The organism is Deltaproteobacteria bacterium HGW-Deltaproteobacteria-18 (genome assembly GCA_002841885.1).
Lineage (GTDB): Bacteria > Desulfobacterota > Desulfovibrionia > Desulfovibrionales > Desulfomicrobiaceae > Desulfomicrobium.
On sequence record PHBE01000006.1, the window covers coordinates 69,401 to 82,717 of the forward strand.

11 protein-coding genes are annotated in these 13,317 nt (G+C 62.2%); 7 read left to right on the forward strand and 4 right to left on the reverse strand.

The features are described 5' to 3' along the window. Positions 1-2: 2 nt before the first annotated feature. The 4 genes from CVU60_06610 to mraZ are packed head-to-tail and all read right to left on the reverse strand — an operon-like array spanning position 3 to position 3,658. Complete coding sequence (locus tag CVU60_06610) at positions 3-1,937, reverse strand: hypothetical protein (GenBank protein PKN42358.1); 1,935 nt, start codon at positions 1,935-1,937, stop codon at positions 3-5. Positions 1,938-1,956: 19 nt separating this feature from the next. Next, a complete protein-coding gene (locus CVU60_06615; protein PKN42430.1) occupies positions 1,957-2,202 on the reverse strand; it encodes a hypothetical protein in 246 nt (81 codons plus the stop codon). 26 nt (positions 2,203-2,228) lie between these two features. After that, a complete protein-coding gene (locus CVU60_06620) occupies positions 2,229-3,191 on the reverse strand; it encodes a 16S rRNA (cytosine(1402)-N(4))-methyltransferase (GenBank protein ID PKN42359.1) in 963 nt (320 codons plus the stop codon). 11 nt (positions 3,192-3,202) lie between these two features. Beyond that, positions 3,203-3,658: a division/cell wall cluster transcriptional repressor MraZ gene (gene mraZ / locus CVU60_06625; protein PKN42360.1), complete on the reverse strand. Its 456-nt coding sequence runs from the start codon at positions 3,656-3,658 to the stop codon at positions 3,203-3,205. A 772-nt stretch (positions 3,659-4,430) separates the two neighbouring features. On the opposite strand from mraZ, the gene CVU60_06630 reads away from it, so the two are divergent. Genes CVU60_06630 through CVU60_06660 form a run of 7 tightly spaced genes read left to right on the forward strand, consistent with a single transcriptional unit; the run spans position 4,431 to position 13,308 of the window. Next, complete coding sequence (locus CVU60_06630; protein ID PKN42431.1) at positions 4,431-6,164, forward strand: NADH-quinone oxidoreductase subunit H; 1,734 nt, start codon at positions 4,431-4,433, stop codon at positions 6,162-6,164. A 15-nt stretch (positions 6,165-6,179) separates the two neighbouring features. Beyond that, positions 6,180-6,914 carry a PTS sugar transporter subunit IIA gene (locus CVU60_06635; protein PKN42361.1) on the forward strand — a complete coding sequence of 245 codons (735 nt, stop codon included), beginning with the start codon at positions 6,180-6,182 and terminating at the stop codon, positions 6,912-6,914. Continuing rightward, positions 6,911-8,851: an NADH-quinone oxidoreductase subunit H gene (locus CVU60_06640; GenBank protein PKN42362.1), complete on the forward strand. Its 1,941-nt coding sequence runs from the start codon at positions 6,911-6,913 to the stop codon at positions 8,849-8,851. Before CVU60_06635 ends, CVU60_06640 begins: the two co-directional genes overlap by 4 nt. Next, entirely contained in the window at positions 8,851-9,756 is a 906-nt protein-coding gene (locus CVU60_06645) for a formate hydrogenlyase subunit 4 (protein PKN42363.1), read from the forward strand. Before CVU60_06640 ends, CVU60_06645 begins: the two co-directional genes overlap by 1 nt. Beyond that, positions 9,753-10,397, forward strand: a complete 645-nt coding sequence (locus CVU60_06650) for a hydrogenase (protein PKN42364.1) — start codon at positions 9,753-9,755, stop codon at positions 10,395-10,397. Before CVU60_06645 ends, CVU60_06650 begins: the two co-directional genes overlap by 4 nt. Continuing rightward, on the forward strand, positions 10,394-11,830 hold the full coding sequence (locus CVU60_06655) for a Fe-S-binding domain-containing protein (protein PKN42365.1): 1,437 nt from the start codon (positions 10,394-10,396) through the stop codon (positions 11,828-11,830). Before CVU60_06650 ends, CVU60_06655 begins: the two co-directional genes overlap by 4 nt. Then, a complete protein-coding gene (locus CVU60_06660) occupies positions 11,827-13,308 on the forward strand; it encodes a hydrogenase (protein ID PKN42366.1) in 1,482 nt (493 codons plus the stop codon). The genes CVU60_06655 and CVU60_06660 overlap by 4 nt, the downstream gene beginning before the upstream one ends. The last annotated feature ends 9 nt before the right edge of the window (positions 13,309-13,317 follow it).

Genomic DNA, 13,317 nt, shown 5'->3' on the forward strand with positions numbered 1-13,317 from the left:
TCCTAACCCGGTTGCCCTGTCAGCCAGAGCTGACATTTCTTGTCCGCCGGCCATTTCTCGCCGGGGAGCGGTTTCTGCTTTTCGATAATCACGCCATGCCCCTTGACCGAAGGCACGATCCCGCGCGCCACAAGGACCTCCAGAGCCTCGCGCACTGTCGCGCCCTGCAGGTCCGGCATGAACTCCTGGTCCACGCTGATGTTTTCCGTTCGCTTCACCGGGGCCGAAAATCGTTCCGGAGAAACCTTCGCCATCTGCATCGTCTCCACCGGCTCGGCCAGCATGCCCGAGGAATTGAGCAGCTGGACCCCGATATTGCGCACTTCGGGGGCCACCAGCACTCCGCCGTAATGCCCGGCCTGGGGTTCATCGACCATCATGCAAACCAGATATCGAGGCTTGTCAGCCGGAAAAATGGCCACGAACGATGCCACATAGTCCCCACCATAGCCACCGGTCGGACTCGCCTTCTGGGCCGTCCCGGTCTTGCCCGCGACCCGCACCCCTTCGATTCGCGCCTGGGTGCCGGTGCCGTCCTCCTGGACCACTTCTTCGAGCATGGCCATGACCATCCCGGCCACATTCGAATCGAAAACGCGTGTTCCCGTCACAGGCCTGTCAGCCTCGTGCATCAGGCGCAGTGGCAGACGGACTCCTCCGTTAGCGATGCACAGATATGCATCGGCGAGCTGCAGCATGGTCACGCCCAGCCCCTGTCCAAAAGAAATGTTGGCCAGCTCGACATCTTTCCACTGCTTGACCGGATTGAGCAGACCCGCCGATTCCCCGGGCAGGGGGAGCCCGATCCGCCGACCGAATCCGAGCGCCTGCAGATACCGGTCGAGCTTGGCCGCGCCGAGTTCAAGACCTATCTTGGCTGCGCCGATATTGCTCGAATACCGGATGATCTTGCTCACGGTCAGGTTCTCGTACTTATGCGTGTCCTTGACGCGACGGCCCTTGACGCTCCACTTCCCGTTTTCGCAATAGTACTCCGTGGTCGGGGTACAGATCTTCTCCTGCAGTGCCGCCGCGACCATGAGGGGCTTCATGGTCGAGCCGGGCTCGAAAATATCCACGGCCATGCGGTTCTTCCACTCCCCCCGGATCTTCTTGACCGCGTTGGGATTGAAGAACGGATAGTGCCCCCAGGCCAGAATATCTCCGGTGGGCACCTCGACCACCAGCGCCATCCCGGATTTGCCCTTGGCCCGGAGCACACTGCGCGCCAGGGCTTCCTCGGTGGCCAGCTGCACCTGGCTGTCGAGCGTCAGACGCAGATCCTGGCCGTTGAATGAACTTCTGTCGCCGCTTTCCAGCGATGACAGTCTTTTTCCTGCCGCATCCTTCTGCACGGTATACTTGGAGGATGAGGGCATGAGCAGATCGTTGAAACTCTTCTCCAAGCCCTCGATGCCTTTCCCGTCCATGTTCACGAAACCGAGCAACTGACCGGCCATGTGCCCCTGCGGATACTGGCGGGAATTCTCGGTTTCCAGATAAACTCCGGGGAGCATCTCGGCCTTGATCGCCTCCGCCTGAGCATCGCTGATCTTGCGGGCCACCCACACGAAGCGCTTCTTGGGCCCCATGGTGGAAGCGATGCTCTTGGGGCTCATGCCCAGAATCGAACCCAGCCGGTGAGACACGGCCCAGGCGTCCTTGATCTCATTGGGACGCACATAAACGGACGGAGTCGCGATGGATTTGGCCAGCAGAAGCCCGTTGCGATCAAAAATTTCTCCGCGCTTTCCGGAAACGGTCTCCGAGGCCCAGTACTGGCGATTCGCCATCTTCGCGTACTCAGGGCCCTTGACCACCTGCACGAAATAGGCGCGCGCCCAGAGCCCCATCAGCGCCAAAGCGAAAAGAACCCCGGCAAATATTATCTTCCCGCGGCTTCTGTCCTTTGGTGGCTTGCTTCCGGTTTTTGTCACTTTTTGAGCCCTGTCCTGCCTATTGCTGCATGCTGCGTATCTGGTCCCGTCTGGGCGGCTGCAGCCCCGCCTTTTCCGCCCGGTCGCGCAGGGTCGCCGGGGCGAGCAGATAATGCAGTTCCACCTGCAGTTTCGAATTCTGATCCTGCTTTTCCTGCAGTTCACGTTCGAGCACTTTCAATTCATAAGCCAGGTCGACCCGTTCGATATTGACCCACACCAGCCCCAGGCCGAGAATAATGGTCACCAGGAACATGACCCCCATGCCCAGATATCCCTTGCCGCCCTCGCTCACCGCGTCTCTCCGTCAATCCGCTCCGCCACGCGCAACTTGGCACTGCGGCTGCGGCTGTTGGACCGCATCTCTTCCTCGGAGGGAATGAGCGGCTTGCGGAAGGGGAGCCTGAGTTTCTGCGTATGCCCGCATTGACACACGGGGTACTCCCGGGGGCACAGGCAAGCGGAACTTTCCTTGCGAAAAGCCCTCTTCACGATGCGGTCTTCCAAAGAATGAAAAGAGATTACTGCGATGCGCGCGCCAGGCCGCAAATAATCAACGACGCGCTCCAGAAAAAATTCAATTTCCCGCAACTCCTGATTCACTTCCAGCCGCAGGGCCTGAAAGGTCTTGGTCGCGGGATGATTGCGCGACAATGCGCGCCGTTTGGCCGGATAGGCCGCAGACACGATGCGGGCCAACTCAAGAGTCGATTCGATCCGGGCAGTCTCCCGGACCTTGACGATGGCCCGCGCGATGCGCCCGGCCATGGGCTCTTCGCCGTAATCCCACAAAAGCTGGCGCAGCCGCTCGAAAGAAGCGCCATTGACGATGGCCGATGCGGGCTCACCGCCTGAACCAGGATCCATGCGCATGTCAAGAGGCCCGTCCTGCAAGAATGAAAAGCCCCGCTCAGGGCTGTCCAACTGCAGGGAAGACACGCCCAGATCGGCGATCACTCCATCAAGCTTGTCCCAGCCGACTTCCCGCATGGCCCGGGGAAAATGCTGAAACGACGTATGGGCCAGCTGCACGTTTTCTCCGTACTGCGCCAGCCTCTCCCCGGCCTTGGCCAAAGCCTGCTCGTCCCGGTCCAGTCCCAGAAGCCGGGCCTGTCCTTCGGTAATCTCCATCAACCGGGCAGCATGTCCGGCAAGTCCAAGGGTCGCGTCCATGTAGAACCCGCCGGCCTTCGGCGCGATCCAATGCATGACCTCTTCGAGCATGACCGGAATGTGATCGGAATATGCGTCCATGGCTCCTCCGATCAGAACCGCAGTTCAAATCCTTTTTCGGCCAGATCATCCATAACCTGGTCGACATTCTCCTGCAGGGCGTTGCGACCTGCCTCAAAACGCTCCTGATCCCAAATTTCGAATTTGCGTCCGACTCCGGCCAGAATTATGTCCTTCTGCAATCCCGCGTAACTGCGCAGATGCGGCGGAACAAGAATCCGCCCTTGTTTGTCGAGGGTCACCTCGGCTGCACCGGAGATGAAAAAGCGGTGAAAATCCCGAACCTTGCGGTCAGCCATATTCAATTTGGAAAAACTCTGTTCAATGATTTCCCATTCTGGCAGTGGGTAGGCGGCGACACAGTCGTCGAAATTGGTCAGCACCAACTTGCCGTCCGGGGAATTGGCGAACACCTCGTCACGAAATTCCGGGGGCAGCATGAGCCGTCCCTTGGGATCTTGCGTACGTTGTGAATGCCCTCTGAACATGTTGTCTCCTCAGACCTTTCCACTTTTTACCACTTTTTACCACCCTTACCCATGCATCTCTTGGGGAGTCAAGCCATTCCTCCACTTTTTACGGATTTACCCCCTAAAAAAAACTTTGCGCGCACGTCATTTCCGCAACTCCGAAAACCATCTTTTTGCCCCGAACAACGCTGCCCAGGGGGTGTTTTTGCCCTCTGCCGCGACATCCAAAAGACAACTCCCTGAAACAACATGTTTTTGCCCTCACCCATATATCCCGCGCCTGAAAAAAGGCCTTTTGCGAACAAAGACAGCCACGCGCCCACAAACTTCATTTTCGCGTCCCCATTTCCTTGACTCTCTATTTTGAGAGGCATATCCCCGGGAGTGGATACGATAACATACAGGCTCCCAAATTAATTCCATGTAATTTTCAATGTTACTTTGGAAATCATATCTATCCAAAAATCAAAAAATATCGCATCGTGCAGTTATTTCCGCATGAAGCGGCAAGCATGATCTTTCTCAACGCATCATTAAAATAATATGAACATAGAGAATCAAAAGTGATTTTTCTCACTTTCCCAAAAAAATGGAACTAGATTTCTTACTAGCATGCGCATTGGGAGCAACAATTATTGGCTTGAGCACGAGCCATGTATCTCCCCGCTGGTGGATCACGTCTACCCTATTGGCTTCGGCATGCGCACTGTGGGCTGCAACCATGGCGCTGTCAGGCGGACCTGTCTGGGAATGGCACAGCGTCTGGACGCTTGGCGGCGAACACATTTTCATGCGCCTGGACGGAATCAGCGCCTTTTTTCTGCTCCTTTTAGCCATTGTTGGAGCCTCTGGAGCTCTGTACAGCCAGACGTACTGGGCACAAAAGGCCCACCCCCGCTCAGCTGCGCAAAGCCGTCTGTGGTGGAGCGCCATGCTGGCCGCCATGGGCCTGGTGCTGACCCAATCCAACGGGCTGCACTTTCTTTTTGCCTGGGAAGCCTTTGCCCTTGGCGCCTATTTCCTGGTCACTCTCGACCGCAAAAACATCCAGGCCCGAACCGCAGGCCGGCTCTATCTGGTTGCCTCACACGCCGGGACACTGGCCCTTTTCGGATTTTTCGCGACCCTGGCCGCAAAAACGGGCAGTTGGGAACTTGGCCCCATGACCTCGCAAACCTCTCTGGCCCCGCTCTTCTGGGTCGCCCTGCTGGGATTCGGCATCAAGGCGGGCGTCTTTCCGCTACACATCTGGCTGCCCTCGGCGCACGCCAATGCTCCGAGCCACGTTTCGGCCATCATGTCCGGCGTGGCCATTAAAATGGGAATATACGGGCTGGTCCGATTCAGTTCCTGGCTGCCCCTGCCCGAAGGCGCGGGCTGGGTCGTGGCGGGACTTGGCTCGGCCAGCGCGGTGCTTGGAGTCGCCTTCGCCCTCGGCCAGCATGATCTGAAGCGGCTACTGGCCTATCACAGCGTGGAGAACATCGGCATCATCCTCATCGGACTGGGTTTCGCCATGATCGCCCTGGACCATGGCCGCCCGGACTGGGGCGTGCTGGCTTTGACCGGCGGGATGCTCCACGTCTGGAATCACGGAATCTTCAAGGCGCTGCTCTTCCTTGGCGCTGGGGCCGTGCTGCACGCAACGGGCACCCGGGAAATGAGCCGCCTTGGAGGACTCTGGAAGACCATGCCCTGGACGGCCTCGCTCTTCACCCTCGGAGCCATGGCCATCAGCGGCCTGCCTCCGCTGAACGGATTCGTCAGCGAATGGCTGGTCTACCGGGGGCTGTTCGACGCCAGCCGGCTCAAGACAGTAGCGGCCCTCGGCGCCCTGCCCGCGGCCATACTCCTGGGCGTGACCGGCGCCCTGGCCCTGGCCTGCTTCGTCAAGGTCTGCGGCGTGGTCTTCCTGGGCGCGCCGCGCTCGGAAGATGCGGCAAGGGCTCACGAATGCAGCATGAGCATGCGCATGGCCATGGCGGCTCTGGCCGTTTGCTGCCTCGCCATCGGCCTTGCCCCTGCGCTTTTCTGGCCGACGCTGCTGCGGGTTGCGGGCGTCTGGGCTCAAACGGGGCCGGACCTGATCGCGCCCAATCATCTCGCCCCGCTGGGAACAGCGCACCTGCTCCTGGCGCTGGCGGTCCTGGTCGTGGCCGCCATCGCCGTCCTGCTGTCGCGCGGTCGCCAAAAACGCGCGCTTACCTGGGATTGCGGCTACCTCGCGCCTGATCCGCGCATGCAGTACACCGCCGGGTCCTTTGCCGGTATCATCACCGCCTGGTTCGGCTGGATCCTAAGGCCATCCGTGCATTCCAGCCTCCCGGCCGACATCTTTTCGGCCAAGGCCAGCCTGAAAAGCCGCACTCCCGAGACGGTCCTTGAGCATGTGGCGACACCGGCCGCCAATTTTATCCTGCGCCTTGCGGACTTCGTGCGCACGTTCCAGCACGGACGCGTCCAGTCCTATCTGATGTATCTGTGCGCGGCCATCCTCCTGCTATCCATCACCGTGAGCCTTTGAGCCGGATCAACAGCCATGTCCTTAAAAATACAAAAATCATCCCCCCCCATGTACATGAATCTCATCCAAATAGCCGAATCCTTCGGGGTTTCCGAGCACGTCATCACGGAATGGGTGCGCAAGGAAGGCATGCCTCACGTCCATGACCGCGACCGCATCCTTTTTGAGCGCTCCCAGGTCATGGACTGGGCGGCGAGTCACGGACTCGGCGTTCAAGGGGGATTTCTCTCGGAACCCGCGCCTTCGCTGGCCACTTCCCGGGAACTGGTCACCTTGCTGCGTCGGGGAGGAATCTGGCGCGATGTGAATACGGCCGACCTCGACCATGTGTTCGAACGCATCGTGCGCAGCCTGCCCGGCCTGTCCCCGGCCATATCGAACCTGCTCGCGCAGCGCCTCCAGGCGCCCGGCGGCATAACCGTGGCCCCCGTGGGGGACGGCTTCGCCCTTCCCCATCCGGCCATGCGTGTTGCGCTGGGCGAGGCCTGCGCACTGGTGGCGCTGATCCAGCTGAACACGCCATGGGATGCGGTCCACCCTCCTGACGGCAAGCCGGTCACCAGGCTGCTCTTTTTCATTTCGCCGACGCCCCGCCTGCATGTGAACATGCTGGGCCTTTTGGCGCGCGGCATCGCTTCCGGCATGCTGAGCCAGGCGCTGGACAATGGCGCGGACGACGAGACGCTGCTGCGGATCCTGGCCGAATGTGCTGACAAAAACACCCCCCAACCCTCCGGAGCGAGCCGATGATCGCCACGCTTCTTGGCGTCTGCGGCCTGTCCCTGCTCCTGGCCATGTGCCTGGGCCGCACGCATCCGCGCATCTGGCTGGGACTGAACGCCATCGCCTCCCTCGGCGGACTGCATGCGGCCCTGCTCACGCTTCTGACGGAAAAAACCTGGCTCTGGCGAGGCGGCTTCACCTTGGGCGGAGAAACCCCTTTCCTGCGTCTTGACGGGATCAGCGCCCTTTTTCTGGTCCTGGTCTGCCTGGTCGGCGGCCTGGGCGCGCTGTATGCCCATGAGTACTGGTCCCAGCACCATCATCCGCGCTCCGCGCCCAAGGGACGCTGCTGGTGGAGCGCCCTGACCCTGAGCATGGGACTGGTCCTGACCTGCGCCAACGGCCTGCACTTTCTTTTTGCCTGGGAAGCCTTTGCCCTTGGCGCCTATTTCCTCATCACCCTGGATCATGACCGCAAGGAAGTGCGCAAGGCGGGTTGGCTCTATCTGGCGGCTTCCCACGCCGGAACCACCGCCCTCTTCACCTTCTTCTCGGCCTTGGCCGCACGCACCGGGACCTGGGAACTCGGGCCCATGCATGCCCAGACCGGCCTGGCGCCGCTGTTCTGGCTGGCCCTGTTCGGATTCGGGGTCAAGGCTGGCATGTTCCCCCTGCACATATGGTTGCCATCGGCCCACGCGGGAGCCCCCAGCCACGTCTCGGCCATCATGTCCGCCGTGGCCATCAAGATGGGCGTCTACGGCATCGTACGCTTCAGCGGCTGGCTGCCCATGCCAGCCAGCGCAGGCTGGGTCCTGCTCGGCATTGGCTGCCTGAGCGCACTGCTGGGCATCGCCTTCGCCCTGGCCCAGAACGACATCAAGCGCCTGCTGGCGTACTGTTCGGTGGAAAACGTCGGCATCATCCTCATCGGCCTCGGCCTCTCCGTGCTGGCAATTCAGCACGGTCAGCCCGTATGGGGCAAGGCTGCCCTGGCCGGAACCTTCCTGCATGTCATCAACCACGGCCTCTTCAAATCCCTGCTCTTTTTCGGCGCAGGATCCGTGCTTCATGCCACGGGCACCCGCGACATGACCCGCCTTGGAGGACTCTGGAAAGTCATGCCCTGGACCGCGACCCTTTTCGCACTGGGAGCCATGGCCGTGTCCGGACTGCCGCCCCTGAACGGATTTGTCGGAGAATGGGCGATCTACCAGGGCCTCCTGCGTGCCGTGGCCCAGAAGGGGGCCGCCGCCGGAGTCCTGCCTGCGGTCATCGTGCTTGCCGGAGCCGGGGCCCTGGCGCTGGCCGCCTTCGCCAAGGCGGTGGGCATCGTCTTTCTCGGAGCCGCGCGCAACAAGCCCGCCGCAAGCGCCGTCGAATGCGGCTGGATCATGCGCGCGCCCATGCTCCTGCTGGCCACGATCATGATTGTCATCGGCCTGCTACCGGGTCTTTTCTTCCGCCCGACCATGGGAGTTGTCGCCGTCTGGGCCCCACACTGGGTCCTGGCGGATCCGCTCCTTGGAATCCGGGCCCTGGGGGGCACGCACACCATCCTGCTCTGCGCGCTGCTTGCGGGTGGCTTTCTGATGCTGCGCAAGATCCGGGGCGGCGAGGCAAGACAGGGGCTGACCTGGGACTGCGGCTACGCGGCCCCGACCGCGCACATGCAGTACACCAGCGGCTCCTTTGCCGGCATCGCAAGAGGCTGGTTCTTCTGGCTGCTCAGACCCGAAATCATGATTCGCCGGGTGCGCGGCCATTTTCCCGGCAAGGCCATGGTCCTTTTGCGGGTACCGGAAACGGTTCTCGAAAAATTCGTCATGCCGGGCGCTGCGGCCGTGTCGTTCGCGGCCGACGGTGCCAGAAAGATGCAACATGGCCGTCTGCACCTGTACATTCTGTATGTTTTTCTCGGAGTCACGGCTCTTGGAGTCGTGGTTCTCCTGGGAGGGAAGTGATGCCCCTGTATGTCGATATTCCCCTGCGACTCCTGGTCTGGCTGCTTCTGGCTCCACTGCTTCCGGGCGTCATCAACAAGGTCAAGGCCTGGGTGGCCGGACGGCAGGGCCCGCCCGTGCTGCAACTCTATTACGATCTGGCCAGGCTCTGGCGTAAAAGCGTGGTGCTCAGCACCCTGGCCTCGCCCGGCTTCATCATCGCCCCGGCCGTGGCCTGGACCGCCGTGGTCACGGCGGCCCTGCTGCTGCCCCTGGCCGGTGCGGGCACGGCCTTCTCCTTTGACGGAGACGTTCTGCTGCTGGTCTACCTGCTGGCCCTGGCCCGCTTCTGCACGGCCTGGGGGGCCATGGAGACGGGTTCCGCCTTCGAAGGCATGGGCGCAGCCCGCGAGGTCAGCTTCGCCGTCCTGTCCGAGATCGGCATCATCACCGCGATCCTGACCCTGGTCGTACAATCGGGCAGCCTCGCCCTCTCGTCCATGTTCGAACCGCTCTTTGGGCCGGGCGCGGCGCTCCTGGCCGTAGGGCTTTTCATCATCCTGCTGGCCGAAAACTGCCGGGTCCCCTTTGACGACCCCAATACCCACCTCGAACTTACCATGATCCACGAGGTCATGGTCCTGGACCACAGCGGCCCGCCGCTGGCCATGATCCTGCACGGCGCCTCGGTCAAACTGCTGCTTTTTGCCGTCTTTCTGGCGCAGGCCGTGCTGCCGCTCTCGGAACTGCCTCTTCTGGCCTCCGTCGGAGTTCTGGCCGCAAGCGTGCTGCTGATCACCGTGGCCGTAGGGCTGATCGAGTCTTTAACCGCGCGCCTGGCCTTCCGCCGGGTCCCGCTGCTGCTGACCATCGGCTTTCTGTTCTGCCTTTTCCCCCTGCTTCTGACCTGGATGGGTGATTTATGAACGACACGCTGAACCTTCTGATCGGCCTGGCCATGGGCTTCAACCTCCTGGCGCTGGGCACCAGCCGCCTGCCTGTCCTGATCCGGGCGGTGGCCATACAGGGCGTACTCCTGGGTCTTTTGCCCCTGGTGCTCGAAGCGCACGCCCTGGACTGGCGGCTTGTCCTCATCACTCTGGCCACCGTGGCCGGCAAGGGCGTGCTCATCCCCTTCATGCTCATCCGCGCCATGCGTACCGCCAACATCGCCCGGGAGCTCGAACCATTCATCGGCTATATCCCGTCCCTGCTCCTCGGCGCGGCCGGGACCATCGCCGCAGTGGCCCTGACCCGCTATCTGCCGCTGCTGCCCGAACACGCCGGAAACCTGCATGTCCCGGGGGCCATGGCCCTCATCCTGACCGGCTTCATCCTGCTCATCGGGCGCACCAAGGCCATCTCCCAGGTCTGCGGCTACCTGATCCTTGAAAACGGCATCTATCTGGCGGGCCTGCTGCTGGTCAGATCCACCCCGATTCTGGTGGAATTCGGCATCCTGCTCGACGTCACCGTCGGCATCTTCGTCATCGGCATCATCGTTGACCGCATCCAAAGGGCCTTCGATTCTCTCGACACCCGCAAACTCACGGCGCTCCACGAATGAACGCATACCTGCTCATCATCATCCCGCTGATCGGGGCAGTGCTGGCCGCGCTCTGGCCAAGCAGAAAGAGCCGCCCCCTGTTCCTGCCTGCGGTCGGACTGGTCCACACGACCCTGTGTTTTCTGTTCCTGGCAAAACCTGCGGCAGTGGATCCTACGGCCTGGCTGGCCTTTGATCCTCTGGCGCGCGCCATCCTGCCCGGCGTGTCCCTGCTCTTTCTGATCTGCGCCTGCTATACGGTGGGCTATCTGCGGCTCAAGGAACAGGACAATCGCGTCTTTGTGCCGGCCCTCCTGCTGGTCCTGGGGCTCCTGAGCGCCGGGCATCAGGCCAGGCACCTGGGCATCCTGTGGATCGCGACCGAGGGCGTGACCCTGGCCTGCGTGCCGCTGATCCACTTCAACGGCACCCCGAAATCCTTCGAGGCAACCTGGAAATACCTGCTTGTCGGCGGCACGGGCATCGCGCTGTCGCTTTTGGGCTCCATCTGCCTCGGATACGCATCACTGCACGGCGGCGGAAGCGGGGACATCACCTTCACGACGCTGCTGGCACAGGGACCAAGCCTCTCCCGCGTATGGGTCCTGACCGCCTGGGTACTGCTGCTGGTCGGCTACGGCACCAAGATGGGCCTGGCGCCCATGCACACCTGGAAGCCCGACGCCTACGGGGAAAGCCCGGGCATCGTCGGCGCGCTGCTGGCCGGCGGGGTCACGTCCGTGGCCTTCATGGCCCTTTTGCGCATCAAGTCCGTGGTCGATGCCGCCGGAGAAGGTGCTGTCGCCAGTCGCACCCTGCTTGCCATCGGCCTCTTCTCGACACTGGTGGCGGCGCTGTTCCTGCTTCGGACCCGTGACTTCAAGCGCATGCTCGCCTATTCGAGCATCGAGCACATGGGCATTCTGTGCATCGCCACCTCCTTCGGCGGAGCCGGTGTCTGGGCGGCACTCTTCCACGTCTGGAGCAACGGTCTGACCAAGGGCGCGCTTTTCCTGAGCGCCGGCAACCTGCAACGGGTCGCGAACTCGTCCTCCATAGACGAGGTGCGTGGCATGTCCAAGATTCTGCCGCACACTTCCGTTCTTTTCGTCGTCGGCATGTTCGCCATCACCGCTTGCCCGCCCTTCGGCCCGTTCTTCAGCGAACTGCTCATCATCCGCACCGGCCTTGGCGCCGGACAGGCCTGGCCCATCGGACTCTTCCTGGTCTGCCTGCTGCTGGCCTTTTTCGGAATCTCGCGCATCGTTTTCGCCGTTGTAGACGGCCGCCCGAGGCTCAAAAAACCAGATCCCGCGCACCTCAAGGAATCCTTAGGGCTCATCCTGCCCCCGCTCTTCCTGCTGGCGGCTTCCCTCTGGCTTGGCCTTTTCACCCCGGGCATCCTCAAGGATGCCTGGTCCGCCGCAGTCCTTCAACTCTTCCTAACGCCATGAACACACTCGCCCCATTTTTTCAGTTCACCAACGCGTCCAGAATCTCGTGGGCCTCGGTTCCGATCTTCTCGGTGACCAAGCTCGTCCGACTGACCGGCGAAATGCTTGAATCGGGAGCGCGTCTTTGCTCGTGGTTCGGCGTCCCGGACCATGAAGGCACGATCCTCGTCGCCGTGCTGGCCATGGATGCCGAAAGCACCCTGGCCGTGGCCCGCAGCGAACCCGTAGGTGGCTCATACCCGTCACTCACCCCAAGACATCCCCAGGCCCATCTCTTCGAACGCGAGGTCTGGGAACAGCACGGACTGGTTCCCATCGGGCACCCGTGGCTCAAACCCGTACGACACTCCTACGGCAACGCCCCGGCCAATGCCCCCTTCTTCCGGGTTGATGGCGGGGAGGTGCACGAGGTGGCCGTGGGCCCGGTGCACGCGGGAGTCATCGAGCCGGGACATTTTCGCTTTCAATGCGCGGGGGAGGAGGTCCTGCATCTGGAGATCGCGCTGGGCTACCAGCATCGAGGCGTGGAGGAAGCCCTGGCAAACGGCCCGCACAGGGCGACCTTGAGCCAGATGGAAGCCATCTCCGGGGACACGACCATCGCCCATGCCACGGCCCATGCGTCGGTCCTGGAGGCGCTCGGCGGAGTGGAGGCCCCCCTGCGCGCGCAGTGGCTGCGGGCCATCGCGCTGGAGCTTGAGCGCCTGGCCACCCACACCGGCGACCTGGGCGCACTGGCTCAGGACGTGGCCTTTCTGCCGACCTCGGCCGCGTGCGGAAAAATCCGGGGAGATTTTCTGAACCTGACGGCGCTGATGTGCGGCAACCGATTCGGCCGAGGGCTGATCAGGCCCGGCGGATGTCGTCATGATCTTGAAGAGGACCGATTGCAGACCCTGGTGCAAAGGCTCAAAGTTCACATGGACGATGTCGAGCAGGCCATGGCCTGGTTCTGGGACGCGGCCTCGGTACGGGTACGTTTCCGCAATGTCGGCGTCGTACATCAGTCCCAGGCTGCGGACATCGGCCTGGTCGGTCCGGCGGCGCGGGCCTGCGGACTTGTCCGCGACGTGCGCTTCGACCATCCGGCGGGCTGGCACCGTTTTTCGCACTCGCCCGTGGCGGTCTGGCCCAGTGGAGACATTTTCGCCCGCGCCCGGGTACGCTCCCTGGAAGTGCAGCGCTCCGGGCACTACCTCTTCGAACAGCTGGCCGCACCAGTGGACGGGGATATCAAAGCCACCCTGCCCGCCCCACAGCCGGAGTCCATGGCCGTGGCCCTGGTCGAAGGCTGGCGCGGCGAAGTTTGCCACGTGGCCCTGACCGACCATTTCGGCCGGTTCCGCCGCTACAAGATCACCGACCCGTCCTTCCACAACTGGGCCGGCCTGGCCCTGTCCCTGCGCGGCACGGCGATCTCGGACTTTCCCATCTGCAACAAGAGCTTCAACCTGTCCTACTGCGGCTTTGACCTCTAAGGGGAACGC

Excerpts from the sequence above, each read along its gene's own strand:
- CVU60_06615 (PKN42430.1), bottom strand. The coding sequence starts at position 2,202 with ATGGGGGTCATGTTCCTGGTGACCATTATTCTCGGCCTGGGGCTGGTG.
- CVU60_06620 (PKN42359.1), bottom strand. The coding sequence starts at position 3,191 with ATGGACGCATATTCCGATCACATTCCGGTCATGCTCGAAGAGGTCATG.
- mraZ (PKN42360.1), bottom strand. The coding sequence starts at position 3,658 with ATGTTCAGAGGGCATTCACAACGTACGCAAGATCCCAAGGGACGGCTC.
- CVU60_06630 (PKN42431.1), top strand. The coding sequence starts at position 4,431 with ATGCGCCTGGACGGAATCAGCGCCTTTTTTCTGCTCCTTTTAGCCATT.
- CVU60_06635 (PKN42361.1), top strand. The coding sequence starts at position 6,180 with ATGTCCTTAAAAATACAAAAATCATCCCCCCCCATGTACATGAATCTC.
- CVU60_06640 (PKN42362.1), top strand. The coding sequence starts at position 6,911 with ATGATCGCCACGCTTCTTGGCGTCTGCGGCCTGTCCCTGCTCCTGGCC.
- CVU60_06645 (PKN42363.1), top strand. The coding sequence starts at position 8,851 with ATGCCCCTGTATGTCGATATTCCCCTGCGACTCCTGGTCTGGCTGCTT.
- CVU60_06650 (PKN42364.1), top strand. The coding sequence starts at position 9,753 with ATGAACGACACGCTGAACCTTCTGATCGGCCTGGCCATGGGCTTCAAC.
- CVU60_06655 (PKN42365.1), top strand. The coding sequence starts at position 10,394 with ATGAACGCATACCTGCTCATCATCATCCCGCTGATCGGGGCAGTGCTG.
- CVU60_06660 (PKN42366.1), top strand. The coding sequence starts at position 11,827 with ATGAACACACTCGCCCCATTTTTTCAGTTCACCAACGCGTCCAGAATC.